The following is a 26,092-nucleotide window of genomic DNA, read 5'->3' as shown; positions in this document are numbered from 1 at the left end:
GCCCTGGACGACGGTGTGCGCGAGTTTGCTTTCGAGGTCGGGCTCTGTCGGGCGATCGAGCGCGACGGGATCGTGGCCCGCCAGCTCGGGGCGAGCGTCCACGGCCGCCGCGTGCTCGATGTCGTCCAGGTCGAGCCCGGTCCGGCGTTCGAAGAGCGCGTGGCGATCACGCCCGAACGCCTCCCGAGCGCGGCCGTCGAGGCCGACGTGGGGCCGGGCCGGGCCCGCTACTGGAAAGACGCCTTCGACTGCCATCCCGAGCGGGCCGAGCGCGCCCTCGAACTGGCGAGCGAGCGAGGCTTCTTCGAGCGCGAGCGACGCAACGGTCGCACGTACGTCCGCCAGACGACGCGCTATCCCGACTGGTTCGACCGTCTCGTCGCCGTCGAGAACAAGCCCGACCTCGATCGGCCGGGCGACCTTGAGCGCCAGTTGCGAACCGACGTGTCGCTGGCGGCCGTCGACGCGGTCGTCCTCGCGACGGCCTCCCACGTCACCCGCGCCCACCTCAACCGACTGCCAGCGGAAGTCGGCGTCTGGCGGTTCGATCCCGAGACCGGCGACCGCGAGGTGCGCCGCGAGCCCGCCCAGCTCCCGGTCGACGAGCCCGGCGTCGAACTCGTCGCCCAGGAGCCCGGACGGACGGAGATCCGGATCGTCAGCGCCGCCGAGAAAGCGCGACTGCGCCGTCGCATCGCCGAGCGGGCCTACGGGAAGGGATGGCGGTCCTACGACCTGCCGCCGTGTGCGCGCTGTTCGCCCGACGACGACGGCCTGCCCTACTGCGAGTGGAAAGAGCGACCGGTCCACGCCAACAGCGAGTGCGACAGCGACTGTGGCGGGTTCGAGCCCGCCGAGCCCCCCGAGGTCGACGCCGACCGACTACGGGCCGAGCGGACGCCCTGGGACCCCGAGCCGGAGGGGCGAGCGCGTCGACAGTCGGGACTCGACCGGTTCCTGTGAGACTCCGGCGGTCGCTCACTCGCCGCGCCACACGGGCTGGCGCTCGCCGTAGGTCAGAGTCCGCCAGCACCACTCGACCGGACCGAAGCGGAAGAATCGGAGCCACACGACCGACAGCAGGATCTGGACGACCCAGATCACGACGACCACGCCCAGCAGTTCGACGCGGTCGAGCCGCCCGAACAGCCCCAGCCCGTGGCCGTAGAAGATCGACGTGGCGAGGACCGTCTGGAACAGGTAGTTCGTGAAGGCGGTGCGCCCGACGGCCGCCAGCGTCCGGGTGACGATGCCCGTCGGTCGCCAACGCGTGTACAGCGTCACCGCACCGACGTAGCCACCGGCCACGAGCAGGCTCCCCCAGTGGTTGAACTGCCGCCAGTACATCGCGGCGTCGGCCGACCAGTCGTTGGCCTCGATGTACCAGACGCCGGCCAGCACGACCAGGAGGCCGACGACGCCGACGGCGACGAGCCGGCGGTAAAACTGCGTCGAGCGCTCGCCGGTCAGCACGCCCCAGCGATAGAGGGCCATCCCCAGGAACATCGAGCCGCCGGCACGCCACAGCGTCGACCCGACGAAGCCAGAGGTCTGTCGCCGAAACGCCGTCGGGACGCGGTGGTCCATCTGGGCGAGCCACCCCGAGCGGTAGGTCGCGACCTCCTGCTGGAGAGTCGCCGCCGGGGGCTGCCACTGCTGGGCGATCACGGACGGCCCCTGAGCGATAGCGGCGAACAGCTCGGTGGCGAACGGTGCCAGCAAGAAGAGCACGCCGAGGCGGGCGAGCACCGCCGGCTCGCGGTTGCGAAAGGAGACGAGCAAGAGCCCACAGAGGGCGTAGGCGACGAGCACGTCGCCGTACCACAGGAGGTAGGCGTGGCCGAGCCCGGCGAGGAGGAGCCAGCCGATCCGCCGGTAGTACAGCCCCATCGCTGCCTCGCCGTCCCGGCGCTTGCTGTCGGTAAACAGCAGGATGCCCGCGCCGAACAGCGCCGAGAACAGCGTGATGAACTTCGACTTCGCGAAGACGTGGGCGGCCAGCCACGCCCAGTAGTTCGCGCCGGTGAGGTCGCCGTACGTCTGGGGGTTGAGCAACACCGACTCGGGCATCGCGAACACCCAGACGTTGATGAGGAGGATGCCCAGCACCGCCAGCCCGCGGATGGCGTCGAGGCTCACGATCCGGTCCGATGGCGGCGTGGGCGTGGCGGCGTCGCTCATCGCTTCGCCCCCGCGAGGTCGAACCGCTGGCCGTCGACCGCGACGTCGTCGCGAAAGGCCTGTTCGGGCGGAACGAAGTGGGCGGTGTGGACGATCCGATACCGGTCGGCGGCGAGGTCCTCCGCCAGCGCGCGGGCACCGGTCAGGGTCATGTGTTTGGTCCCGAACGTCCGTGGTCGGCCGGCGTCGTCGTAGTGATCGCCGCCGGCCGGGTGGTGCGAGCAGAGGTCGTCGTGGACGATCCCCTCGACGAGCGCGAGATCCGCGCCACGCAACACGTCGCGGGCGTCCTCGTCGATCGCGTAGCTCGTGTCCCCCGAGATCGCGAGGCTCGCGCCGCTGTCGGGATCGTCGACGCGGAGGCCGTACGAGACGAGCGGCGGGTGGACGACCGGCACCAGCGTCACCTCGAAGCCCGCCGCCTCGAAGCGCTGGAAGGGCGTCCGTCCGTGGACGGAGATCCGGTCGAGGTAGTGATAGCGGTCCCGGATCGTCCCGGCGACGCTCGTGCCGGTCTGGGGGTCCGTCTCGTCGGCGGCGTACACCGGCAGCGAGTCGACCAGCCGGTAGACGTTGCCCAGCCCGTCGAGGTGATCGAAGTGGACGTGCGTGACCACCGCCGCGTCCGGCAGCGGGACCGACTCGCGGAGGAACTGCTGGCGGAAGTCGGGACTGAAGTCGATCAGGAGCGATTCGCCGCTCGCACCTTCGACGTGGACGGAAAAGCGAGTCCGTTCGACGCCGCGGTCGCGAGCGCGCTCGCAGGTGGCACAGTCACACCCGACCGTCGGCGTCCCCGTCGTGTCCCCCGTTCCCAGCAGCGTGACCTGCATCGTCTCCGGATGGGTCCCTCGCGGACAAAGGCGTGGCGGTCAGTGGTCGTGATCGTGGTGGTCGTGGCCGCCGTCAGACGCCGCTTCGGAGTCCTCGTCGGTCCCCGAGATGTCGCCGCCAGCGACCAGCGCGTCGTGGTCGCCCTCGATCATGTCCATGTTCTTGAGGTTGTCCCGTTCCTCGAAGTCGGTGACGGCGTCCCGGAGGTCCTGCTGGGTGAGCGTCGTCCGTTCCTCGGTCAGTGCTTCCAGTACCGCCTCGCGGAGGACGAGCCGGAGGTCACTGCCGGTCAGGCCCTCGGTGATCTCGGCCAGCTCGTCGGGCTCGAAGTCGACGATCTCCATCTCCTGGGTGACCACCCGGAGGATGTCCGAGCGCATGTCGCGGTCGGGCTTGGGGAAGTTGACGATCTCGTCGAAGCGCCGCCAGGCCGCGGCGTCGAGCTGGTCGGGGTGGTTGGTCGCGCCGATCAGGAGCACGTCGTCCTGGATGAGGCTGACCTCGTCGATGGACTTCAGCAGCGTGTTGACCGCGCGCTTGATCGCCGCGTGCTCGTCCGAGGAGCGGGTCTTGGCGACGAAGTCGAACTCGTCCATAAAGAGGATACACGGCGAGAGTCGCTTTGCCACCTCGAAGGTCTTCTCGACGTTCTTGGCCGTCTCGCCGAGATACTGGGAGGTGATCATCGACAGCTTCACCTCGACGAAGGGGAGGTCCAGATCCTGTGCGAGCGCGCGGGCGACGCTGGTCTTGCCCGTGCCCGGTGGTCCGACAAAGAGGAGCTTCCCGATCTCGCGCAGCCCGATCTGGGCCAGGTAGTCGCGGTGCTCGATGGCCTTGACGATCTTGTGGATCTCGGCCTCCTGATCGGGCGTGAGGACGAGCTGGTCCATCGTCATGTCGACTTCCTCGGGTGCCCGGACCTCGACGAGATCGAGCATTCCCTCCTCTTCTTCCTCCTCGTCGAAGGCCTCGTCCAGCAAGGCGTCGATCAGCGCCCGGTCGGCGCGGGCGGGGCGGTTCTGCTGGCGCGCGCTCTCGTAGTCGACGCCGTCGACGCGGTCCTCGAAGGCCGCGGCCATGACGGGGTTGCGCTGGAGGCGCTGGGCGTCGGTGCGCTTCTCGTACCACTCCTCGGCCATCTCCCGGTCGGTAAAGGAGATCGCGCCGGAGAACTCGTCGCGGTCGGTAAACATCAGTCCCGAGACGGCCTCCCAGGGCCGTTCGATGCCGGTGGCGGTCGTGGCCGCGCTGCTCGTCGGCGTCAGCGGCCGCTCGATCTCCCCGTCGGTCCAGAACGCGGCCCGGTACCCCGGCGGGAGATCGTCGGGTTCCAGATCACGCTGTTCGGTGTAGATCTTCGTCGTCAGCAAGAACTCGACGATATCTAGCTCCGGATCACTCATTCCCAGCCACGTACGCCGGGCACGGGGATAAGTGAATCGAACCGGGGCGTCCGTGGGAGGAGGTCGCGGGGTAAACGGACGACACCGGCCTCCGAGTTTGTGAGATTTTAACACGGCTGCGCTCTACGGTGGGTGTATGACACGGACACCAGTCGTCGTCGACGCGGTACGAACGCCCCAGGGCAAAGAAGACGGCGTGTACGCCGACACGCGAAGCGAGGACCTCTCGGTCCCGCTGATCAACCAGATGCTCGCGAGCACGGGCGTCGAGTCCGCGCAGGTCGACGACCTCGTGTGGGGCTGTGCCCAGCAGCGCGACGAACAGGGCAACAACCTCGCCCGCGTGATCGCGCTGCTCTCGGACCTCGGCGAGTCGGTGCCGGGGACGACGGTCAACCGCTGGTGTGCCTCCTCGGCACAGGCGATCACGACCGCCGCAGACGCCATCGCCGCCGGACAGCGCGAGTGTGTGATCGCCGGAGGCGTCGAGTCGATGTCTCGGGTCAAGATGGGCGAGAACACGCACAACGTCCACCCGAAGCTCGCCGAGCTGTACAACATCGGCGAGCTACAGATGGGGATGACCGCCGAGAAAGTCGCCGACGAGTACGACGTCGCCCGCCAGGAACAGGACGAGTACGCCCTGCGGAGCCAGCAACGCGCCGCCGAGGCAACCGAGTCCGGGCGGTTCGGCGACGAGATCGTCCCGATCGAGACCGACGACGGCCCCGTCGACGCCGACGAGGGCATTCGCCCCGACACCACGCTGGAGAAGCTGGGCGAACTCCCGACCGTCTTCAAGTCCGACGGCTCCATCACGCCCGGCAACGCCTCGCAGGTCTCGGACGGCGCTGCCGGCCTCATGATCACTTCGGAGGCCTTCGCCGAGGAACACGGGCTCGACGTGCTGGCGGAAGTCGGCGACCACTCGGTGGCCGGCGTCGACCCGACGGTCATGGGCATCGGTCCCGTTCCGGCCGTCGAGTCGCTGTGTGAGCGGACCGGTCGCGACCCCGAAGAGTACGATCTGGTCGAACTCAACGAGGCCTTCGCCAGCCAGACGCTGTACTGCCAGCGCGAACTGGGCTTCGACGACGACATCTTCAACGTCAACGGCGGGGCCATCGCGATCGGCCACCCACTGGGAGCCAGCGGCGCACGCCTGCCCGTGACGCTGATCCACGAGATGAACAAACGCGACGCCGAACTCGGGCTGGCGACCGAGTGTGTCGGCTTCGGGCAAGGCCAGGCTATCGAGTTCCACCTACCCCAGTAGCCCCAGCGTCCGGCGAGCGCAGCGAGCCGGTTCGCCGAACCGAGCGCAGCGAGGGTCGGTTTTTTTGCCCAGGTTTTTGCGCAAGTGGTTCCGCAGTGAGTGAAACGAACGAGGAAACCCGCAGCGGAAAAAGATGGTGGTGCAAGGCCAGGCCATCGAGTTCCGCCTGCCTCAGTAACACCAGCGTCCGGCGAGCGAAGCGAGCCGGTTCGCCGAACCGAGCGCAGCGAGGGTCGGTTTTTTCGCCCACGTTTTTCGAGGAGTGGTGCGCGAGCGAAGCGAGCCGGTCCGTGACAGACCACAGAACGCCAGTTTCGGGGCGTTCTCGCAGGTTTATCCGTTCGGCGACGCTGGGGGTGGTATGGAAATCGGAGCGATGTTCGAACAGATCCCGTTCGCCGCGGAGCTGGGTATCGAATTCGACGAGGTGGCGGACGGTCACGCTGAGGGCCGCCTGCCGCTGCGCGAAGAGCACTCCTCGAACCCCGGCGGACAGATCGCCCACGGCGGCGTCACGTTCTCGCTGGCCGACACCGTCGGCGGCGCGGCCGTCGTCTCGAAGTCCGAGTCCGTCTCGCCGACGATCGACATGCGAATCGACTACCTCGCGCCGGCGACCGCGGACTTGCGGGCTGTCGCCGACGTGGTCCGGTCGGGAGCGAGCGTGGCGACCGTCGACATCGAGGTGTACGACGCCGACGACCACCACGTGGCCAGCGCTCGCGGCGTCTACAAGACCGGTGGACAGGGCGAGGCGACCCCCTGGACCGACGGCACCGACGTCGAACCCGCCAACGGCGGCGCGGGACAGCAGTCCGAGGAGTGACACACGTCGCCGCCGGGACGGGAAAGAGTCGACGACGGAGACAGCCAGCGGCGTCAGTTCCAGATGTCCTGTCCGAACGCGTATGACACGGTTCGGTCACCGACGAGCGCGGCGGTCTCGTTGGTGAACGCCTCGGCGCTACTGTTCGTGCGCTTGATCGTGGTCAGCGGCGACCCCGTGCCGCCGGCCCGTTCGAAGACGAACGCACCGCCAGCGGCCTGCCCGGTCGTGTTCGACGGGAAGTCGGCCCCACCACGGAACGAGCGCTGCTTGCTGGCGACGATCCGTTCGGCCGCTGCCCCGTCGCCCGATTCGACGTAGGCGAACTGCGTCGTGACGTTGGCGTCCCGCGTGAGACCGCCGGCATCGAACGTGGTCGTCTCGAAGCGCACGACCAGGAGGCTGCCGGAGACGTCTCCGACCTCGTCGCGGTGTCGGACGGTGGCACCCCGATCGCGGAGCGTCGCGGAGAGTCGCTCGGTGAGTGGGGCTTCCAGCGCGTCGTTGTCGCCGGTGACGACGAGGTGGACGGTCTGGTTCGGGAGGTCCGGGACACCGGCGTCGGCCGGCGTCGCGGAGATCGACGCCGACGGCGCGTGGTGGAAGTAGTCGTCCGAAACCGCAGGGCTGTACGCCAGGGCGACCGGTGTCGTGCACACGCCGACGAGGAGTATGCACGACGCGAGGAGTGTTCGTCGTTGCATCGTGTTGAGCTCAGAGAGCCGGCGGGGGTCGAACGGGACGGTCCGTTGGCCGTCGGCGGAGACGTACGTCACGATGAGGGTCGTGACGGCCCCCGTCGCCGGAACGAGTATCGTCTTCGGGTTCGAGGCCCCCGACACGGCCGGCTGCTCGATACCGCTGACCAGTTCCGTCGCTGTCTCGAACAGTGCGTACAGGAGCCCGAAGACGAGGAAGCCACCGAGGAATCGTTTGAGCTTCGCGATGAGACTCTGTTTGCGGTCGTCGGTGCCGAGGAACACGACGGCCGGGTTCTCACACGGGCCGTACACTGCCATCTCTTTGCCCCGGGCGGAGTACCGAGTCTCGGTGACCCGGACGAGATCCACCGCTTCGAGCTTCTCGATGTGATACATGACGTTCTGGATCGTCGTGTCCGCTCGCTCTGCGAGTTCCCCAGGGGTGCCCGGCGTGCGGTGGATCTCCGCGAGCACCGTCCGCGTCGTCTGCGAGGAGAGCGCGTCGAAGACCGCGTCGGCTTCCTCGTCGTCGACGTCGAGCAACTGCAGCGATCCGTCCTGGGACGACTCGGTCTCCGAGCGCGAGGAGGGCAACAGCGACATACTGGTCGTCTGAAGCAGAGAGCCACCAAGCATTTAGTGGTGTCTCTGTGTTCAACGGCGATTGAACACAGGACGACGGCAGAAAGCGTCGTCAAGCGGTCTTCGAATCGACCATCTGCATCCCCTCACGAACGGATTCGCGACGGCCGAGCAGCGTGATCATGTCGCCTTTCTCGATGACGAAGTCGGCCGTGGGCACCTTCGTCTCGCCGTCGCGGGTGACCAGCGCGATCAGGCAGGCCTCGGGCAGCATGGAGCCGACCTCATTGATCGGTGTCCCGACGAACTCCCCGCCACAGACCTCGACTTCCTGGACGTCGCCCTCGTGGCCGATGTCGGTCATCCAGTTGGCGATCGCCGGGCGTTCGATCTGGTTGTCCATCGCCCAGGCCGTCGCCATCGACGAGGAGATGGTCCGAACGCCCAGATCCTCGAACGCCTCGACGTTGTCGGGGTTGTTGGCCCGTGCGATGACGTTCTCCACGTCGAACTTCGAGGACGCCAGCTGTGACACGAGCAGGTTCACGTCGTCGTCACCGGTGGCGGCGGCGACGATCTTGGCGTTGTCGGCCCCGGCGGCACGTAACGTGTCCGTGTCGGCTCCGTCGCCGTACTCGACGGTGTAGCCGGCGTTTCGCGCCGATTCGACGACTGCTTGATTCTTCTCGATGATGACGATGTTCTCGCCGCGGTCTTCGAGGCGTTCGGCGAGCGACCGGCCCACCTTACCGCCTCCAACGATGATGACTCGCATTGGTATCACGTCCAGGTATTCTGCGATGTAGCGCGCGAGGCCACCTTCGAAGATGGCCGTCAGCAGGATCGCGAGGAAGACGACCCCCAGCAGGAGACTGGCCTCCTCTGGGAGCCCTTCGGATCGGAGTTGCACGGCAAACAGCGTCGCGACCGACGCGGGAATGATCCCGCGGGGACCGACGAGACTCATGAACGTCCGCTCCTGTAGCGTGAAGCGGTCGCCGACGGTCGAGATGAAGATCAGGAGCGGGCGCAAGACGAGCGCGATGATCACGACGACGGCGACGCCCGCGAGACCGACCGTCTGGAGCGTGGAAAATTCGAGCAGGGCCGCGAGCGTGATGAAGACGAACGAGAGGACGATGAGCGTGATGTCGCCCTTGAAGTCCTCGATGTCTTCCTCGTAGGGGATGTCGGCGTTGCCAAGCAGGAAGCCGGCCGTCGCGACGGCGGCGACGCCGGCCTCGCTGGCGAGTGAGTTCGCCGAGGCGTAGGCGACCAGCGCCCCCGCGAGGACGAGCAGTCGGGCGTTGCGCGGTGCGTCGCCGGGCGCGAGATCCACGTACCGGACGAGGTAGTACAGCACACCGGCGACGACGACCCCGAAAAAGAGGCCGATCCCGAGTCGTCCCGCGAACCCTTGCAGGAGTCCCTCGAAGCTGTCTGCGGGGTTGACGATCTCGAAGAAGACGACGGCCAGAATGGCGGCGCTCACGTCGTTGACGATCCCCTCGGTCTCCAGCGTGGCCGCGACCCGGTCGCGCACCGGCACGATGTCGAGGATCGGCGTGACGACGGTCGGGCCGGTAGCGGTCAGCAGTGCGCCGATAGTCAGCGACAGCGCCCAGGAGGCTCCCAGTGCGAAGTGGACCGCGATAGCGGTACCCAGCAGCGCGATGAGCGCACCGATCGTGACGACGCGCAGCGCCGCCGCCGGGGCTTCGCGGATGCGGCCGACCCTGAGGTGAAACGCCCCCTCGAAGACGATGATCGCGACCGAGAGACCGACGATCGCCGGCAGCGCGTCACCGAACGACGCCGGATCGATGATCCGACCACCGAGGAACGGGAGGTGGCCGGAGAGATACCCCGAGATCGGTCCGAGCAAGAGCCCGGCACCGATGTAGAAGATGATAGTCGGGATCTGGAGTCGGTCGGCGAGCAACTGAGCGAGGACGCCGATCGCAGTGATCCCCGCGACGAGGAGTATCAGTTCAGTAGCCGCCATCTACAGGAACGCACGGAGTCGGTGCGTATAAACGCACTCACTCGTCGGCAGTATCACCTCGGCCACTGTCGGTCGATTCCGCACTCTCCTCGCGGCGGTCCAGATACGTCAGGACGCCACGGACGTTCATCGCGACTTCGGCCCGTGCCTTGTGGTCGCTCCAGACGGCGGGCGTCTCGACGGTCTCGACGAAGTGGTCGACGACCGCCTCGTCGTCGGCGTCAGCGCGTGCGGTCTCGACGGCCTCGACCCACGTTTCGAGGGTCGTGGCGTACTCGTCGAGACGGTCGTCGGTCCGAGCCGGGCCGTAGTGTGCGTAGCAGAGCCACGTCCGATCGAGGTCGGCGAGCATCGCCACGTCGTCGAGGGCACCGTCGAGATCGAAGTTCGGCGGCGGACTCGTCACGTGGACCTCGTCGGTCGAGGGCGTGTAGATCCCGGCCGCGTCGGCGGTGAAGACGGCGTCCAGTTCGGGCGCGTCGAAGACGACCTGGTGGGGTGCGTGGCCGGGCGCGTGACGGGCGCGGAGGCGGTAGTCGCCGAGGTCGATCGCGTCGCCGTCGGTCAGTGTCTCGATACGGGGTTCGGGGATCGGCGTCGGCTCGGTGTAGTACTCGATCTGGTCGCCGACGGCCTGTTTCGTGCCGGCCCAGAGGCGAGCGGGATCGACGAGGTGGCGCGCTCCCGACTCGTGGACGAACACGGTCGCGTTCGGACATGCCTCCACGAGGGGACCCGCGCCGCCAGCGTGATCGAGGTGGACGTGCGTGAGCGCGATCACGTCGAGTGCCTCCGGTGCGAGGTCGGCCGCGTCGAGGAGATCGAGGACCCGCTCGACGTTGGTGCCCAGACCCGTGTCCACCAGCGCCGGCCGGTCGCCGTCGACGAGGTAGACGGAGCCGTACTCCTCGACATCGTACATGCCGGTGTCGACGTACCAGCAGTCGTCGTGGACCGCTCGTGCTCGAACGACGTCGCCGATTGCCATACTACGAGTGGGGAGCGGCGACGCGTTAAAGCCACCGCCACTTTGGCATATGCCAAAACAACTGTTTTTGAGGAGGGTCTGCACGAGACTAGTAGATGGCAGACAACAGTCCGACATCCGGAACAGAACTGAGTACGAGCGGATCGACCGCCTGGCCCGAGCGAACGTCGAACGACGAGTGGTGGCCCGAGCGGCTGAGCCTGGAGATTCTCGACCAGAACGTCCGCGACGCGGACCCGCTTGGCGAAGAGTTCGACTACGCCGAGGAGTTCCAGAAGCTCGATCTCGAAGCAGTGAAAGCGGACATCGAGGACGTACTCACGGACTCGAAAGACTGGTGGCCGGCCGACTACGGCCACTACGGACCGTTCATGATTCGGATGGCCTGGCACAGCGCCGGGACCTATCGCGCCTACGACGGCCGCGGCGGCGCTGCCGGTGGCCGCCAGCGGTTCGCCCCGATCAACAGCTGGCCCGACAACGCCAACCTCGACAAGGCCCGACGCCTGCTGTGGCCCGTCAAGCAGAAGTACGGCAAGCGCCTCTCGTGGTCCGACCTGATCGTCCTGGCGGGCAACGTCGCCATCGAGTCGATGGGCTTCAAGACCTTCGGCTTCGGCGGCGGCCGCGAGGACGCCTTCGACACCGACAAGGCGGTCAACTGGGGTCCCGAGGAGGAGATGGACACCCAGGAACGCTTCGAGGAGCCCGGCGAGATTCAGGAGGGACTCGGTGCCTCCGTCATGGGGCTCATCTACGTGAATCCGGAAGGCCCAGACGGCAACCCCGACCCCGAGGCGTCGGCCAAGAACATCCGCCAGACGTTCTCGCGGATGGCGATGACCGACAAGCAGACCGCGGCACTCATCGCTGGCGGACACACGTTCGGGAAGGTCCACGGCGCGGACGACCCCGACGAGAACCTCGGTCCAGAGCCGGAGGCGGCCCCCATCGAACAGCAGGGCCTCGGCTGGAAGAACGAGAACGGCACCAAGGGCGGCGAAATGATCACCAGCGGTATCGAAGGCCCCTGGACCCAGGACCCGACCTGGTGGGACATGGGCTACGTCGACAACCTGCTGGACTACGAGTGGGAACCGGAGCGCGGTCCCGGCGGCGCGTGGCAGTGGGCACCGAAGAACGAGGAGCTCGAAGACACCGTGCCCGACGCACACGACCCGGACGAGACCCAGACCCCCATGATGCTGACGACCGACATCGCGCTCAAGCGCGACCCCGACTACCGGGAGATCATGGAGGAGTTCCAGGAGAGCCCCATGGAGTTCGGGATGGCCTTCGCGAAGGCCTGGTACAAGCTGACCCACCGCGACATGGGTCCGCCCGAGCGGCTCCTCGGTCCGGAAGTGCCCGACGAGACGATGATCTGGCAGGACCCGATCCCGGAGGTCGATCACGAGCTGATCGGGGACGCCGAGATCGCCGACCTCAAGGGAGAGATCCTCGACTCGGACCTCTCGACCGCCCAGCTGGTCAAGACCGCCTGGGCGTCGGCCTCGACCTACCGCGACAGCGACAAGCGCGGCGGCGCGAACGGTGCCCGACTCCGTCTCGAACCCCAGCGTAGCTGGGCGGTCAACCAGCCCGAGGAACTCGAAACGATCCTCGAAACCTACGAAGAGATCCAGACCGAGTTCAACGAGGGCCGATCCGACGACGTGCGCGTCTCGCTGGCCGACCTGATCGTCCTCGGTGGCAACGCGGCCGTCGAGGAAGCCGCGGCCGCGGCCGGCTACGAGGTCGACGTGCCGTTCGAGCCCGGCCGGACCGACGCCACCGCCGAACAGACGGACGCCGACTCCTTCGAGGCGCTGAAGCCGAAGGTCGACGGCTTCCGCAACTACATTCAGGACGGCCTCGAACAGCCGGCCGAGACGCTGCTGGTCGACAAGGCGGATCTCCTGAACCTGGGTCCCGACGAGATGACCGCGCTCGTCGGCGGCATGCGCACGCTCGGCGCGACCTACGACGGCTCCGATCTGGGCGTCTTCACCGACGAACCGGGGACGCTGGACAACGACTTCTTCGCGAACCTGCTCAGCATGGACACCGAGTGGGAAGCAGCCAGCGAGGGCACCCAGATCTACGAGGGGTACGACCGCGACACGGGCGAGCACAAGTGGACGGGCACCCGCGCAGATCTGATCTTCGGGTCCCAGTCCCGGCTCCGGGCGATCGCGGAAGTGTACGCGGCCGACGACGGCGAGGAACAGCTCGTCGAGGACTTCGTCGACGCGTGGACGAAGGTCATGCGGGCCGACCGCTTCGACCTCGAATAGCGTCCCGTCTGTGCCTGCCCGCTGAAAGGCGCGGGCCGGAGCACGACCGGGCAGACGACGCCCGCTTTTTGCAGTCGCCGGGAACGCTGGAGCGACACACGGAGTTCGTTTCACGACAGGTCGCTGGCAGAACTCATACTACCGGCAGTATCACTGCAGGCGGTAGGACTATGTGTCGGTATCACATGGAGTGCAGTGGATCGCTATGCAACCGTGCCACAACTGCCAGGCGGCTATCGACGAGTACCTCTTGGACAAACACCTCGAACCCCTGCGCGAGCTGACGGTCGACGACTTCAACCTCTGTGTCGACTGTACGACAGTGGTCGAGGACGCGTGCGTGGAGTGTGGCGGCGCGGTCTACGTTCCGAGAAGCGAGTCCACGGTGCCGGACTACTGTCCGGCGTGTCGGTCCGAGCACATCGCCGAGACCGGCGAAGATCCCGGCTGGACGGTCGACGCCCAGTCGAAACGCGTCTAGGGCCGAGCGACCCGTTTTGCCGTCGAATCGACCGCCGTACTGCGGCCGTCCCGTCGATCCCGGAGCGGCGAGACCGGTCACAGACGACAGCCGGCGGTCTCACTCGACCGCGTCCAGTAAGATCGACTCGAACTGCTCGACCAGCGTCGAGTAGTGGCCCGCGTCGACGACGGTCACACTGCGCGGAGTTGCGGAACGAACGGTGCCTGCCGATGCCAAGAGACATCGAGTTCGCGCTCGACTACGTCGAACACGGCAACTTCGGGACGGTTCCGGAGACACTCCACGCGAAAGCGTATCATCTCACTCGACTCCTGGTCGCCAACCACCCGTTCGTGGACGGCAACAAACGGACTGCCCTCAACACGACCGTCGTGTTCTACTTCCTGAACGGTTACCGGTTCGCGTACGACGACGAGATCAGAACGATCTTGCGAGATTTCGGGACCGACGCTGAGACAGTCGACGAGGACGCGGTCACCGAGTATCTTCGAACGAACACCGCACCGATCGATCTGGCAGGTGAAATCAGTCAGTGGCGCGAGGAACTCGTTCGGTACGGGGTCGGCGAGTTGACGACCGACCGATCGAATCCGAACGATTAACGGCTCTCGGGAGACAGATTCAACTATGGCGACAGACGAATCGTCCGAGGCAGATTCGCCGCTCGACGACGTGATGGCGGACATCCGTCGCGAGTTGGTTCGGCGCGTTGCCACGGCAGACCGGGACGAACACCGGGACATCTACGACGCGCTCGAACACGAGTAGGCCGAAATCGGCCAGTTCGAGAACACTATCTTCTCGCATCCAGTAAGATCGACTCGAACTGCTCGACCAGCGTCGAGTAGTGGCCCGCGTCGACGACGGTCACGTCGGTGTCGGGCAGTCGGCTGGCGACGGCCTGCGCGACCCGGAGCGGGACTCGCTCGTCCTGGCGGCCGTGCCACAGCGACAGCTTGCGGGCACAGTCGGCGGGGTCGAACCCCCAGGGCTCGCCCAGCATCGGGAACTCGTGGGCCGGCCCGCGCCCGCCCTGAGCGAACGCCTCGGCGGCGTCGGCGACGACGACGGTGCCGTCGGGGGCGGCAAACAGCTCGCGGTCGGCGTCGGACGCGCCACTCTCGATGGTCTCGCGAAACCGCGCGAGCCAGTGGCGGGCCAGCCAGCCCGTCAGGCCGAACAGCCCCCGCGAGAGCCCCGGCACCGACCGGGTGGCGGCCGTCAGCCGACGGTTCGACGCCGTGGCGTACTGCCGGGTCTCCGGCGGACCGGGACTGCTGACGAGGACGGCCCGCTCGACGCGGTCGAGTTCGTGGGCGCAGGCCGCCGCGTGGGGTCCACCAGCCGAGAAACCGACGACGGAGAAGGTGTCGAGATCGAGCATCTTGGCCAGCGTCCGCACGTCGTCGGCCCAGTCCAGCAGGTCCCGGTCGGGCCGGAAGTCGGACGCGCCGAACCCCGGCCGATCCGGCGCGATCAGGCGGGCGTCGTGGTGCTGGGCCGTCTCGTCGAACAGCGACCACAGCAGCCGGGAACCGGGGTTGCCGTGGAGACACACCACCGGCCGCCCGTCGGTGCGGCCGTACTCCTCGTAGGCCAGTCGCCGCCCGTCGCCGACGACGACCGTCTCCGGCTCGGTCATTGGCGGCTGTTCTTGCCGGTCGGTCTTATAGGCGGGCGGTCCTAGCAGTAGTACTTGGTGTCGCTAGGGGTCGACGAGACAGTGATCGAGGGAGCCAACGAGTACCGAAAGCCCTCACCCCGCTCGCTAGGAGTTTCAGTAACGACCGCCGGTAACAAGTACTGAAAGCCCTCGCCCCGCTCGCTAGCAGTTACGGTGAGTAACACTACTAACGACAGCTGAAAGCCCTCGCCCCGCTCGCGGGTTCTGTGCGGGATATCCTCACTTTGTTCGGATAGTGCCCGCGCAGAACCCGCGACCGCGTCTCGCCCTTTCGATCCACCAGGACTGCATTGCAGCACCGCACCACGGGCCTCCCCAGCCGACTCCATCGCTCCCTGTGGTCGCTCTGTCGTCCCTCGCACAGTGTTGGTCGCGCCACAGAGGCGCGACAGCGCGCGCCACATCGTTACTGAGAGCATTCGCGCGAACGAGCGGTCCGAAGGACCCGGCAGTTCGCGCGATTCACTCGATCGAGCGTAGTGAGGGCGAGCCTTTTTCGCCCACGTTCGCAAGAGCACAGCTCTTGCGAGCCCATCAGAGATCTTCGATCTCTGAGGACGTTTGCAAGCGGGGTGCGCCGACGGCGCACCCCCGCTGAAAAAAGGTGGATCGGAATGATTAGGGCCGGGCGTGGACAACCGCCGTCCATGTTGAGCAGACAGTTCGTCCGTGAGAACGCCGAGATGGTCCGGGAGGCCATCGAGCAGAAGGGCGTCACGGGCGTCGACCTCGACGAGATCCTGCGGATCGACGCGGAGTGGCGCGAGCTGAAGGCGGAGGGCGACAATCTGCGCCACCAGCGCAACGAGGTCTCCAGCGAGATCGGCGAGTACAAGCGCGAGGGCGAGGAGGAGAAGGCCCAGGAAGCCATCGAGCGCTCCAGCGAGCTGAAAGCGGAGCTCCAGCGCGTCGAGGACCGGGCCGACGAACTCGAAGCGAAGCTGGAGGCTCGCTTGCTGGAGATCCCCAACGTCCCCCACGAGTCGGTGCCGGTCGGCGACGACGAGAGCGACAACGTCGAGCGCTACCGCGAGGGGTTCGACGACCTGCGGACCCTGCCCGAGGACGTGATCCCTCACTACGAGCTGGGCGAGGAACTCGACATTCTGGACTTCGAGCGCGGCGCGAAGGTCTCCGGCGGCGGGTTCCAGTTCGTCAAGGGCGAGGGCGCACGGCTGGAGTACGCGCTGATCCAGTTCATGCTCGACGTACACCGCGAGCAGGACTACGTCGACGTGTTCCCGCCGCTGCCAGTCAACAGCGAGTCGATGCGTGGGACCGGCCAGCTGCCGAAGTTTGCCGAGGACGCCTACCGTATCGGAGCCCGGCAGGACGACGACCACGACGACGACAACCTCTGGCTGCTCCCGACCGCGGAGGTGCCGGTGACCAACATGTACCGCGACGAGATCCTGCTGGACGACGACCTCCCGATCAAACACCAGGCGTTCTCGCCGAACTTCCGCCGCGAGGCCGGCGAGCACGGGACCGAGACCCGCGGGTACGTCCGCGTCCACCAGTTCAACAAGGTCGAGCTGGTCAACTTCGTCCGGCCGGAGAACAGCTACGAGCGCCTCGAAGGGCTGCTCGCCGAGGCCGAGGAAGTGCTCGACCGCCTGGACCTGCCCTACCGCGTGCTGGACATGTGTACCGGCGACATGGGGTTCACCCAGGCCAAGAAGTACGACATCGAGGTGTGGGCACCCGGCGACGACATGGACGACGGCCCCGAAGAGGGCGGGCGCTGGCTTGAGGTGTCCTCGGTCTCGAACTTCGAGGACTTCCAGGCCCGTCGGGCGGGCATCCACTACCGGCCCGAACGCCACGAGTCCGCGGAGTACCTCCACACGCTCAACGGCAGCGGCGTCGCCGTCCCGCGCGTGATGGTCGCGATCATGGAGTACTACCAGAACGACGACGGCACGATCACCGTCCCCGAACCGCTGCGCCCCTACATGGGCGGCCAGGAACGCATCGAGGGCCACGACCCGGTCGGCGAGAGCGCCGTCGGCGAGGGCGACGGCGACGCCTGAGGCGATCGGTCGTCCGAGCGTCCGAGGGGACCGCCAGCGACGAGCGAGCCCACTGGGCGGCGTCGAGTGGCACTCGGGATCGAAAGCTGACGCCGCTGTGACGGGGAATGCCTATTTGTATCCGGTGCGTGACCGAAACGCATGACGCTCGAAGGACTCGACGAGCTAGACAAGAAGATCATCCACGAACTGCAGACCGACGCGCGCCACACGTCTTCTGGAACGATCGCCGACGCGGCCGACGTCTCGGCCAGTACGGTCCGAAACAGGATCCAGCGACTGGAACAACAGGGGCTCATCAGCGGGTACCACGCCGACGTGGAGTACGAGAGCGCCGGCTACCAGCTGTACACGCTGATCATCTGTACCGCGCCGGTCCCCCGGCGAGAGGAGCTGGCCGAAGCGGCGCTGGAAGTTCCGGGCGTCGTTCGCGTGACGGAGGTCATGACCGGCGAGGAGAACGTCCACGTCAGCGTCGTCGGGGCGGACGGCGACGACCTCAGCCGCATCGGCCGGGACCTCGACGAACTCGGGCTGGAAGTCGCCGACGAGGACCTCATCCGAAGCGAGCACGTGGACGCGTTCGACGGGTTCGACGTCGAGTGTGCGGACGAATAGAGAATATCGTACCCTATAATCTACCGGATCGTCAATTACATCGGCTAGCTTATTGCCGTCCGTCTGTAACAGCCGGGTAACATAGACACCGAACCGAAGCGGTGTCGACACAGCGACACATGATCCGACAGTCACTACCCGGTCACACTCGCACAGCACTCCCAGACGAACGGACGGCTCTCGTCGATGGGCGATCACTGGTCGCGCGGGCGGAGGCGACCGATCCCCCGCCGGGCGTCCGGAGGGCCGACATCGCGGAGTCCGAGCGAGCGCACAGTAGCGGGACACGACGAGACAGATGAAACAGCTAGAGCGAGACCTCGGGCTCCCGACGGTCATGGCGATCAGCGTCGGCGCGATGATCGGCAGCGGGATCTTCATTCTCCCGGCACTGGCGCTCAAGACGGCCGGTCCCTCGGTCGTGCTCGCCTACCTGCTGGCCGGCCTCCTCGTCGTGCCGGCGGCGCTGTCGAAGTCCGAGATGGCGACGGCGATGCCCGAGGCCGGCGGGACTTACCTCTACATCGAGCGCGGAATGGGGCCGCTGTTCGGGACAGTTGCGGGCGTCGGCACGTGGTTCTCCCTGGCGTTCAAGGGCGGGCTCGCACTGGTCGGTGGCGTCCCATATCTCCTGATCCTGTTCGACCTCCCGGTCAAGCCCGTCGCGCTGGGACTCGCGGGCGTCCTGATTCTGGTGAATCTCGTCGGAGCGAAACAGACTGGTCGCCTGCAGGTCGTGATCGTCGTGGTGATGCTTGCGGCGCTGGCGTGGTTCGTCGTCGGCAGCGGAGCGAGCGTCCAGCAGGCCAACTTCCAGCCGTTCTACGCCGACGGACTGTCCGGCCTGCTGGCCGCGACGGGGCTGGTGTTCGTCTCCTACGCTGGCGTCACGAAGGTCGCCAGCGTCGCCGAGGAAGTCGAGAACCCGGACCGGAACATCCCGCTGGGCATCCTTGGCTCGCTGGCGTTCACGACGCTGCTGTACGTCCTGATCGTGGCGATCATCGTCGGCGTCACCGACGCGGGCGTGGTCGCCGGCTCCGCCACCCCGGTCGCCGAGGCCGCGGCAGCGACGCTGGGCGAGTGGGGGGTCTGGGCCGTGGTGCTGGCGGCGATCCTCGCGCTGATCTCGACGGCCAACGCCGGCATCCTCTCGTCGTCTCGGTACCCCTTCGCGATGGCCCGTGACGGCCTCGTGCCCACGTCGCTGGCAGAGGTCAGCGAGCGCTTTGGCACGCCGTCGCTGTCGATCTCGCTGACCGGGATCGTCCTGCTGGCTCTGATCGCGTTCGTCCCGATCCTCGACATCGCGAAACTCGCCAGTGCGTTCCAGATCCTCGTGTTCGTCCTGATCAACGTCGCGATCGTGGCCTTCCGCGAGGGTGAGGGAGACTACGAGCCAAGCTTCGAGGCCCCGCTGTATCCCTGGCTGCAGGTCGGCGGGGTGCTCAGCGGCGTCGTGTTGCTCACCCAGATGGGACCGGTCGCGATCGTCGGGGCCGTCGTCATCACCGTCGGGAGCGTGCTCTGGTACCTCCTCTACGCCCGGCCCAACGTCGAGCGACAGGGTGCCGCGGCCGACGCGGTCGGACAGGGGATCGGCGACGCGCTCATCGACGAGACCGCCTCGGCGATGGAGAACAAGCCCTACGAGGTGCTGGTCGCGATCACCCGAGAGATGGATCGCGAGCGCGAGGCCGCACTGCTGCGGATCGCCGCCGATCTCGTGCGGCCACACGACGGCCGCGTCGTCGCCGTCTGGTTCGAGGAGGTGCCAGACCAGATGGACCTCGAAACGGCCTCCGAGACGCAGTCACCGGCAGACGTTCAGTTCGAAGAACAGACCGACGACCTCGCAGACGACCTGAACGTCGCCGTCGACGCGGGCGAGATCGTCAGCCACGACACGAAACACGCGATCGTCAACTTCGCGCGCCACCGCGGCGTCGACGCAATCGTCGCTGAACATGAACACCGACGGCTCCGGTCGCGGCTGTTCGGCGATCCGGTCGACTGGATCGTCGACCACGCCCCGTGTGACGTGTTGTTGGTGGACAACAGGGGGTACGACCGACCGAAGCGCATCGCGGTCGAGGACGACGGCGGCCCGTTCCACCCCAACACCGTCGCGATCACGGACACGCTGGCCGCCGAGAACGGCGGTCGCGTCGTCTTCAGCCCGGGGGACAAAGACGAGAACGGCCCCGGAGTGACGTACCGAGAACAGCTGGCGGACCTGCTGTCGGTCCCGGTCTCGGCCACCGGCACGGAGACCGCACAGACCAGACCGGACATTCGGATCCGCCGGGGAGCCGATCACCGACTCCGGGGCTCGCTGCTCGACCGGCGGCCCGACGGCCCGGCCGACAGCACCGAGATCACCGTCCACGCACACGAGTCCGAACAGCCAGGGCTGCTCCGGCGGCTGTTCGAGCGCATCGTGTTCTGACCCTCAGGACTCCGGCGTGTGAGTCCTGAGACGGTCGATCACCCCGTCTTCGAACGCGAACACGTCGACGAACCGCGTGATCTCGGCGTCGTCACTGGCCAGCAGTCGTCCCTCGACCGCGACGGTCGACGCCCCGGTGTAGACAGCGTCGATGGGATGGCTCGTCTCCGTCTGTGGGCGCTCCTCGCGCATGAACTGGACGAAGCGGTCGCGCCCCTCGAAGGTCCGATCCGGTCGCTCGTGGACGAAGTCGGGGGCGAGTACGTCCGAAAGCAGGTCGTAGTCGTGCTCGTCCAGTGCCCGGTAGTACGCGCGTGCCGTCGCCACCCGATCCATGACTGGTCCCTCGCCCGGCAGCGACGAGAAAGTGGTGGTCCGGTAGCCAGACGGACGGTTGGAGGCGACGGCTCGGTCGATCGCACGACGGTGTCGATCGAGCCGAGAGCGAACGACGATCGGCGGTGTCAGTACCGCTCGCGGTCGTCGTCCTCGTCGTCCGCGGCGAGTTCCGCCTCGGTCGGGATCGCGGCCATGTCCTCGTCGCTGGCTCCGTCCGGTTCGTCGAGTTCGTCCGTCTCGTCGAGGTGGTCCCGTTCGTCCGGACCGTCGTCGGGCGACGCTGCGCCGTCGCCATCGTCGAACGCGGCTCCGCCGTCACCCGATCCCGTGCCGGGTTCCAGCGAGCCAGATCCCGGCGGGGGAACGTCCGCGTCGTCCGGTTCGAGCGAGGGCGTGTCGGGCGTGGAGTCCGGACGCTCCTCGTCCGCCGGTGAGGGCTCCGACGTCGACTGGCTCGCTTCCAGGTCCGCTTCGAGTTCGGCCAGATCGTCGCCCCCGGTGTCACCGTCGTCGGCGTCCGGCGGTGCGTCGACCATGCTCGTCGGCGTCTCCTCTAGGTCCCCACCGGTCGGGTCGTCGGGCTGGTTGGCGGTCAGTTCCGCCTCGATCTCCTGGAGTTCCGCGTCGTCGATCTCCTCCTCGCCGCCGGTCTCGTCTCCCGACCCCTCGCCTGCCGGCGTCTCGTCGAGCGACGGCGCGTCGGCCTCCGCACCGCCGGTCGCGGCCTCGTCGATGTCGATCGCCAGTTCGACCTCCGCGTCGTCGTCCTGCGGGAGGATGCTCTGGGCGTCGTCGGCGTCTAAGTCCGGCGGCCACGCGTCTGGATCGATCGGTTCGCCGATGTCGCGGGCGGTCTCCAGCGGACGCTCGGCGTCGTCCCGGAGGCGCTGTCCCGCCGCGCCGGCACCGCTCGAATACTCGCTGGCCGACTCCGAGAGCCACTCGGCGGCCTGCCAGAGCGCGGTCGCCTTCTCCTCGGCGCGCTCGTAGTACGTCGTCAGGTCGGCGTCGTCGACGAACCGGACGGCGCTGTCGAAGTGGTCGGCGGCCTCTTCGAAGGCCGCCTGTGCCCGCCCGAAGTCAGACTGAGCGAGCATCCACTCCGAGTCCTGGTAGGATCCCATGGCGCTCGTGAACGCCCGCCGCCCTTCGGTGTAGTGGGCGTGGCCGACCCGATAGCGGGCGAAGGCGGTGTCGTCGCCGCCGGTGTCGCCGATCGTGTCCTTGATGGCGTCCACGTCGGGCAGGGCCAGCGGGCTCTGTGTCGACCAGGCGTACTGGACGATCCCGTCGTGGTCGACGACGAACACCGCCCGTTCGATCAGGGCCTGCCCGACGGCGTCCTCGAAGGTGACGCCGTACTCTCGGGCGACCTCGCGACGCGTGTCCGAGAGCAGCGGGACGTGCAGGTCGTACGCCTCGGCGAAGGCGGCGTGGCTGTACAGGGTGTCCGCGCTGATCCCCAGCACGCTCACGTCTTTTTGCATCGTGAACAGGTCGAGTTCGTCCAGGTCCGACTCCTCGTCACAGGCCGGGTTGAAGTCGCCGGGATAGAACGCGAGGATGACCACGTCCTCGCCGAGGTACTCGTCCAGCGCCACCCGCCGGTGCTCGCCGTCGACGACGGCCGGCAGCTCGAACCGCGGCGCTTCGTCGCCCTCGGAAATCACTGCGAGAGAGTTTCTCGTTCGGCCACTTAACTGTATGTCCAAAATCGAAGCTCGTGGCCCTTATACCGGCTGGCGACCTACGAGCGGCCGTGGAACTACACGTCCGGTACGAGGGCGACGACGATCCCGACAAGTGCAGCGCCCGGCGGCTCGCGCAGTTCGACGAGGCCGAGTTGCACCGCGCGACCCGGTCGACGCCGCCGGGGATCGTGCTGAACCCCTTCGCCGACCAGGCCCTCTCACCGGCGGACCGGGCGGGCTCCGGGTCCCGCACCGACCGAGTGGTGGCACTGGACTGCTCGTGGGAGACCGCCGAGCGGGAGGCGTTCGACCTCGAAGGGCTCCACCGGTCGCTGCCCTTCCTCGTTGCCGGCAACCCCGTCAACTACGGCACCGCCTTCCAGCTCAACACGGTCGAGGCCTTCGCCGGGGCGCTCTGTATCCTCGGCGAGCGCGACCACGCCGAGCGGTTGCTCGAACACTTCAGCTGGGGCCACACCTTCCTCGAACTCAACGAGGAGCCACTGGAGCGGTACGCGGCGTGTGCGGATTCGAGCGAGGTCGTCGCCGTCCAGGACGACTATCTGGCCGAAGAGTGATTACTCGACGTCGGTGAACATGTCTCAGTGGCGCGGACGACTCCCACGGCGCGCGACCCTCGGGCTGCAGGTGGCGACTCGTCCTGATACAAGGGTGGCACACGAGTCCCGTATAATTCTTGGCGAAACGAACGATCCGCTCCGGCGCTATAGTAACGATTTACACACCGATCGCACTGCTGTCGTGCGCTCGGGCATGCATTGACTTTCAATGGTACTGTAGTGACCGGACCGCGGGTCGGCGGACAGTAGTGCTCAGATACGCAGCTTCCAAACCACGGCGGCACCGGCAGCGTATTTCCCGGTAAACTCGGCAAAGAATACGGAGACTGCGCCTATCTCTCCACCTCAGACTTTGTACGGAGAAATTTATTCGGCACTGGATCGACGGCAGCGTCAGCGTCGCCGATTCGAGTCAAGGTTTCCCAAGCTGCGACCCGCTCCGAAGATCGACCGGACACTGCCTAAACGTCGGCTTCGAGAACCGAATTGAAGACAGTCAATTGAAGCGCTACAGCGGCAAAGTCATAAAAAGAATGATTGTATATGGAAGATGTATTTCTGCGAATACAACTGAATATTGGAGTTCATCGAGAAACAGGCTCTCGTCTCTCGTTCAATAAACGCTATAGTAACAATTGAAACGATTTACACACCGATCGGACTGTTGTCGTGCGATCGGGCGTGCATTGACTTTCAATTGCTACTATGACTCGATCTCGTCGGCGGTGTTCAGATACGGATGAAGAGTAAGTCGGTACGTTTTCGAAGTGAGATATACTCGAAAACGCCCACCTCATACTGCCGGCTGTAGCTTCGTGAAGATCTTCGCCACCCCGGGGTGGCGAAATCATTCACAGACTTACAGCCGGTAGTATCAGTCGAAGTTTGGACGAGGTCGACTTTGAGTTTGTTGAGCGAGAATCGACACGTCGATTCTTGAGGAAGTTCAGTCTCCAACTGCATCTTGCTAGAGTGTCGATTTCGAATACTGTTTTGCTTTTTGAGGTTTTTGGTGTCGAGCGTGCTTGATCTACAGTGCATAATTTGAACCACAAGAGCAAACTACAGCCAGAAGCCGGTCGAGCTCCGGATCAGGTTGCAGTTGACGAAAACGGTGTTTGAATCGACGACGAACAGTATTGGCTGTACGCTGCCGTTGCTCCTGATTGGAGCGAATTACCATATACAAAGCTTGAGCCGGAGAGAGCGGAGCTATCGCTCACACATTCTTTGGCGAGTTGCGCGAAAAACACGACGTCGATGACACCACGTTTCTCATCGATGGTGCGACACCATTGAAAGACGCGTGTTCACGTCACGGACTCGATTTCAGATACTAACAACAGGGAAATCGGAAGAGCGTTGAACGTGTCCTTCGAGAAGTGAGAAGGTGAACCTCTTCGTTCTCAAACTATTTCAGCAACGTCGAACTAGACGCACCTGACGAATGACTCAAATCAGGCAGTTTCGCATTGAATCAGCGTGTCTGAGTACTACCTATGAGATACCCAGAAGTAATATATGTTCTGAACCGAGAGTTTCTTTCGAGAGAATTGCAATGAGTGATAAAGCTCCGTCCACGAGAGACGTTCTGGAATGGCTGCAACGGGATGTGACACCGTCAGTCGACAACCACCTCGAGGCGATACTTGGTGAGAGTCAGTTCGCCGACCGACTGACTTACCAGATTCGGAGTGGCGGAAAACGACTTCGCCCCGGACTGGCCATGCTCAGTGGAACCCTTTGCGGGCTTGAAGCGGCCGATATCCTCGATATCGCCGCTGCCGTCGAGATGATCCACACCTACTCGCTGTTGCACGATGATCTCGTGGACGACGACCGATATCGGCGCGGCGAACCCGCCTTCTGGGTCGAATTCGGCCACGACGATGCTATCAATATCGGCGATATGATGCTCACACGTGGCCTCAAGACAGTTCCGGACGACCAAGAACACCTCGCGATAGAGACGGTCCACGAGATGACGGCCGGGCAACAGATGGACCTGGATTTCGATCGACGCCGTGACGTGACCTCCGAGGAGTATCTCGAGATGGTTCAGAAAAAGACTGGTTCGCTGTTTGACCTGTGTCTGGAACTTCCACAGGCGGTGAGCGACACGGATCTGGATGTCGATGGGTACTCGAGTCTCTGGCCGGCTTTCCAAATTTACGACGACATTCAGGACTGCAAGCACGGTAAAGGTAAATCCAAACCCGGCGGAGACATTTGCTCGGGGAAGCGAACATTGATGACGATCCACACTAACAGCGACGAGGTGTACGATATACTAGACAAGCCACCAGAAGAAACAACGCAGGCAGACGTACAGGAGGTCATAGACCGCTACCAAGAAAACGGTAGCATCACGTATGCGCGTAACTACATGGAACAACTTCAGGACGACGCGAAGGCGTCCTTGCAGAACCTTCCCGAATCACCAGAGCGAACGAAGCTCCAGGTCCTAGCCCAACTGGACTTCGAACTGTAACGCCACGGCACAAGCGAGCACACCACTCCTCGCGGTTCTTCAGGAGCTCGCACGTGTCGGTCGCAAGTACGCGTTGCCGGCCTGATGCTTCTTTCCGACACCATGAAGACTTTGAGCGTCTCTGGGTCCCGGTGTACCCATCCGACGACCAGTCGTGGTGGTAGCTATCAACGACAATGGATCACACACTGTCTTCGAGAAGCGCGGTCGAAACCACCATACTGCAGTTCGGGACGCGTTTTGGTGACCTGTTCGTGAACATCGACTGACCTCGCATCGAACGGATGCCTCTCGACAGCCTCACAATGGGCCTCTCGGCGTCTTCCCAGGAAGCTACCAAATTGACTAATCTTTCAATCGTACGCTTGTTATACGTCGTGTTATATTTCCAAACATAAAAATTAGAGATTGCGAATAGCAGGCTCAGAAGCTACCAAATTCGCCTATCTTTCAATTGTGTACTTATTATACAATATGTATATATAGAGTAAGTATTAGCCTAAATACAATAGTAGTAAATAGAATATAATTTATAATAGCAGGCGAGTGGTCGAATCTGGATATCGATGCGCTGCGCCGAGCGTACCGCTCAATCGCGCTTGGGGCTGTTCTTCCCAGCAAAGACC

At 65.4% G+C, this 26,092-nt stretch carries 21 protein-coding genes and 1 pseudogene; 13 read left to right on the top strand and 9 right to left on the bottom strand.

The window, feature by feature from the left end:
* The first annotated feature begins 15 nt into the window (after nt 1-15).
* Nucleotides 16-963, top strand: coding sequence for a DUF5787 family protein (locus AC5FRZ_RS01800; RefSeq protein WP_493563715.1), 948 nt, complete (start codon nt 16-18; stop codon nt 961-963).
* 15 nt (nt 964-978) lie between these two features.
* Here the strand turns inward: AC5FRZ_RS01800 and AC5FRZ_RS01795 are convergent, their stop codons facing one another.
* From AC5FRZ_RS01795 to AC5FRZ_RS01785, 3 genes are read right to left on the bottom strand one after another with little or no spacing between them, the layout of a single operon-like run.
* Nucleotides 979-2,181, bottom strand: a complete 1,203-nt coding sequence (locus tag AC5FRZ_RS01795) for a DUF418 domain-containing protein (protein WP_493563714.1) — start codon at nt 2,179-2,181, stop codon at nt 979-981.
* The gene (locus AC5FRZ_RS01790) at nt 2,178-3,014 is read right to left on the bottom strand and encodes an MBL fold metallo-hydrolase (protein WP_372479863.1); all 837 of its coding nucleotides are present in this window, start codon (nt 3,012-3,014) and stop codon (nt 2,178-2,180) included. The genes AC5FRZ_RS01795 and AC5FRZ_RS01790 overlap by 4 nt, the downstream gene beginning before the upstream one ends.
* Nucleotides 3,015-3,053: 39 nt before the next feature.
* Nucleotides 3,054-4,421 (bottom strand): ATP-binding protein, encoded by a 1,368-nt coding sequence (locus tag AC5FRZ_RS01785; protein WP_170093133.1) that lies wholly within the window; start codon nt 4,419-4,421, stop codon nt 3,054-3,056.
* 136 nt (nt 4,422-4,557) lie between these two features.
* On the opposite strand from AC5FRZ_RS01785, the gene AC5FRZ_RS01780 reads away from it, so the two are divergent.
* Complete coding sequence (locus tag AC5FRZ_RS01780; protein ID WP_493563713.1) at nt 4,558-5,697, top strand: thiolase family protein; 1,140 nt, start codon at nt 4,558-4,560, stop codon at nt 5,695-5,697.
* Nucleotides 5,698-6,058: 361 nt separating this feature from the next.
* A complete protein-coding gene (locus AC5FRZ_RS01775) occupies nt 6,059-6,523 on the top strand; it encodes a PaaI family thioesterase (RefSeq protein WP_493563712.1) in 465 nt (154 codons plus the stop codon).
* Between the two features lie 53 nt (nt 6,524-6,576).
* On the opposite strand, the gene AC5FRZ_RS01770 is transcribed toward AC5FRZ_RS01775, so the two are convergent.
* The 3 genes from AC5FRZ_RS01770 to AC5FRZ_RS01760 form a co-directional block, all read right to left on the bottom strand.
* Entirely contained in the window at nt 6,577-7,827 is a 1,251-nt protein-coding gene (locus AC5FRZ_RS01770) for an ArsR/SmtB family transcription factor (protein WP_493563711.1), read from the bottom strand.
* Nucleotides 7,828-7,918: 91 nt separating this feature from the next.
* Nucleotides 7,919-9,811, bottom strand: a complete 1,893-nt coding sequence (locus tag AC5FRZ_RS01765; RefSeq protein ID WP_170093129.1) for a cation:proton antiporter domain-containing protein — start codon at nt 9,809-9,811, stop codon at nt 7,919-7,921.
* Between the two features lie 37 nt (nt 9,812-9,848).
* Nucleotides 9,849-10,799, bottom strand: coding sequence for an MBL fold metallo-hydrolase (locus tag AC5FRZ_RS01760; protein WP_493563710.1), 951 nt, complete (start codon nt 10,797-10,799; stop codon nt 9,849-9,851).
* A 95-nt stretch (nt 10,800-10,894) separates the two neighbouring features.
* Here AC5FRZ_RS01760 and katG point away from each other — a divergent pair, with 95 nt between their 5' ends.
* The 4 genes from katG to AC5FRZ_RS01740 all read left to right on the top strand — a co-directional run bounded on the left by katG (nt 10,895) and on the right by AC5FRZ_RS01740 (nt 14,348).
* A complete protein-coding gene (gene katG / locus AC5FRZ_RS01755; RefSeq protein ID WP_493563709.1) occupies nt 10,895-13,096 on the top strand; it encodes a catalase/peroxidase HPI in 2,202 nt (733 codons plus the stop codon).
* 205 nt (nt 13,097-13,301) lie between these two features.
* Nucleotides 13,302-13,577 carry a DUF7571 family protein gene (locus AC5FRZ_RS01750; RefSeq protein WP_015761721.1) on the top strand — a complete coding sequence of 92 codons (276 nt, stop codon included), beginning with the start codon at nt 13,302-13,304 and terminating at the stop codon, nt 13,575-13,577.
* A 212-nt stretch (nt 13,578-13,789) separates the two neighbouring features.
* Entirely contained in the window at nt 13,790-14,182 is a 393-nt protein-coding gene (locus tag AC5FRZ_RS01745; protein WP_493563708.1) for a type II toxin-antitoxin system death-on-curing family toxin, read from the top strand.
* Nucleotides 14,183-14,207: 25 nt separating this feature from the next.
* Nucleotides 14,208-14,348, top strand: coding sequence for a hypothetical protein (locus AC5FRZ_RS01740; RefSeq protein ID WP_170093125.1), 141 nt, complete (start codon nt 14,208-14,210; stop codon nt 14,346-14,348).
* Nucleotides 14,349-14,373: 25 nt separating this feature from the next.
* Here the strand turns inward: AC5FRZ_RS01740 and AC5FRZ_RS01735 are convergent, their stop codons facing one another.
* Nucleotides 14,374-15,222 (bottom strand): alpha/beta fold hydrolase, encoded by an 849-nt coding sequence (locus AC5FRZ_RS01735; protein WP_493563707.1) that lies wholly within the window; start codon nt 15,220-15,222, stop codon nt 14,374-14,376.
* 689 nt (nt 15,223-15,911) lie between these two features.
* Between AC5FRZ_RS01735 and serS the strand changes: the two genes are divergently transcribed.
* From serS to AC5FRZ_RS01720, 3 genes are all read left to right on the top strand, one after another.
* Entirely contained in the window at nt 15,912-17,297 is a 1,386-nt protein-coding gene (gene serS / locus AC5FRZ_RS01730; protein WP_493563706.1) for a serine--tRNA ligase, read from the top strand.
* A 141-nt stretch (nt 17,298-17,438) separates the two neighbouring features.
* Entirely contained in the window at nt 17,439-17,915 is a 477-nt protein-coding gene (locus AC5FRZ_RS01725) for an Lrp/AsnC family transcriptional regulator (protein ID WP_170093122.1), read from the top strand.
* Between the two features lie 298 nt (nt 17,916-18,213).
* Nucleotides 18,214-20,364 carry an amino acid permease gene (locus tag AC5FRZ_RS01720; protein WP_493563705.1) on the top strand — a complete coding sequence of 717 codons (2,151 nt, stop codon included), beginning with the start codon at nt 18,214-18,216 and terminating at the stop codon, nt 20,362-20,364.
* Between the two features lie 3 nt (nt 20,365-20,367).
* On the opposite strand, the gene AC5FRZ_RS01715 is transcribed toward AC5FRZ_RS01720, so the two are convergent.
* Nucleotides 20,368-20,700, bottom strand: coding sequence for a nuclear transport factor 2 family protein (locus AC5FRZ_RS01715; protein WP_493563704.1), 333 nt, complete (start codon nt 20,698-20,700; stop codon nt 20,368-20,370).
* Nucleotides 20,701-20,828: 128 nt separating this feature from the next.
* Complete coding sequence (locus tag AC5FRZ_RS01710; RefSeq protein ID WP_493563703.1) at nt 20,829-22,373, bottom strand: redoxin domain-containing protein; 1,545 nt, start codon at nt 22,371-22,373, stop codon at nt 20,829-20,831.
* A gap of 89 nt (nt 22,374-22,462) precedes the next feature.
* Here AC5FRZ_RS01710 and AC5FRZ_RS01705 point away from each other — a divergent pair, with 89 nt between their 5' ends.
* From AC5FRZ_RS01705 to AC5FRZ_RS01695, 3 genes and pseudogenes are all read left to right on the top strand, one after another.
* Entirely contained in the window at nt 22,463-22,972 is a 510-nt protein-coding gene (locus tag AC5FRZ_RS01705) for a DUF367 family protein (RefSeq protein WP_153554820.1), read from the top strand.
* An 876-nt stretch (nt 22,973-23,848) separates the two neighbouring features.
* A pseudogene (locus AC5FRZ_RS01700) lies at nt 23,849-24,426 on the top strand (transposase domain-containing protein).
* Between the two features lie 107 nt (nt 24,427-24,533).
* On the top strand, nt 24,534-25,466 hold the full coding sequence (locus AC5FRZ_RS01695) for a polyprenyl synthetase family protein (RefSeq protein WP_493563702.1): 933 nt from the start codon (nt 24,534-24,536) through the stop codon (nt 25,464-25,466).
* The last annotated feature ends 626 nt before the right edge of the window (nt 25,467-26,092 follow it).

The sequence above is a fragment of the Halomicrobium sp. HArcht1-1 genome (genome assembly GCF_058933285.1).
The sequence above is the reverse complement of the archived record's forward strand: the minus strand, read 5'-3'. Positions and strand labels throughout refer to the sequence as shown.

Coding starts and splice junctions, on each gene's coding strand:
- AC5FRZ_RS01795 (WP_493563714.1), bottom strand. CDS start 2,181: ATGAGCGACGCCGCCACGCCCACGCCGCCATCGGACCGGATCGTGAGC.
- AC5FRZ_RS01790 (WP_372479863.1), bottom strand. CDS start 3,014: ATGCAGGTCACGCTGCTGGGAACGGGGGACACGACGGGGACGCCGACG.
- AC5FRZ_RS01785 (WP_170093133.1), bottom strand. CDS start 4,421: ATGAGTGATCCGGAGCTAGATATCGTCGAGTTCTTGCTGACGACGAAG.
- AC5FRZ_RS01780 (WP_493563713.1), top strand. CDS start 4,558: ATGACACGGACACCAGTCGTCGTCGACGCGGTACGAACGCCCCAGGGC.
- AC5FRZ_RS01775 (WP_493563712.1), top strand. CDS start 6,059: ATGGAAATCGGAGCGATGTTCGAACAGATCCCGTTCGCCGCGGAGCTG.
- AC5FRZ_RS01770 (WP_493563711.1), bottom strand. CDS start 7,827: ATGTCGCTGTTGCCCTCCTCGCGCTCGGAGACCGAGTCGTCCCAGGAC.
- AC5FRZ_RS01765 (WP_170093129.1), bottom strand. CDS start 9,811: ATGGCGGCTACTGAACTGATACTCCTCGTCGCGGGGATCACTGCGATC.
- AC5FRZ_RS01760 (WP_493563710.1), bottom strand. CDS start 10,799: ATGGCAATCGGCGACGTCGTTCGAGCACGAGCGGTCCACGACGACTGC.
- katG (WP_493563709.1), top strand. CDS start 10,895: ATGGCAGACAACAGTCCGACATCCGGAACAGAACTGAGTACGAGCGGA.
- AC5FRZ_RS01750 (WP_015761721.1), top strand. CDS start 13,302: ATGCAACCGTGCCACAACTGCCAGGCGGCTATCGACGAGTACCTCTTG.
- AC5FRZ_RS01745 (WP_493563708.1), top strand. CDS start 13,790: ATGCCAAGAGACATCGAGTTCGCGCTCGACTACGTCGAACACGGCAAC.
- AC5FRZ_RS01740 (WP_170093125.1), top strand. CDS start 14,208: ATGGCGACAGACGAATCGTCCGAGGCAGATTCGCCGCTCGACGACGTG.
- AC5FRZ_RS01735 (WP_493563707.1), bottom strand. CDS start 15,222: ATGACCGAGCCGGAGACGGTCGTCGTCGGCGACGGGCGGCGACTGGCC.
- serS (WP_493563706.1), top strand. CDS start 15,912: ATGTTGAGCAGACAGTTCGTCCGTGAGAACGCCGAGATGGTCCGGGAG.
- AC5FRZ_RS01725 (WP_170093122.1), top strand. CDS start 17,439: ATGACGCTCGAAGGACTCGACGAGCTAGACAAGAAGATCATCCACGAA.
- AC5FRZ_RS01720 (WP_493563705.1), top strand. CDS start 18,214: ATGAAACAGCTAGAGCGAGACCTCGGGCTCCCGACGGTCATGGCGATC.
- AC5FRZ_RS01715 (WP_493563704.1), bottom strand. CDS start 20,700: ATGGATCGGGTGGCGACGGCACGCGCGTACTACCGGGCACTGGACGAG.
- AC5FRZ_RS01695 (WP_493563702.1), top strand. CDS start 24,534: ATGAGTGATAAAGCTCCGTCCACGAGAGACGTTCTGGAATGGCTGCAA.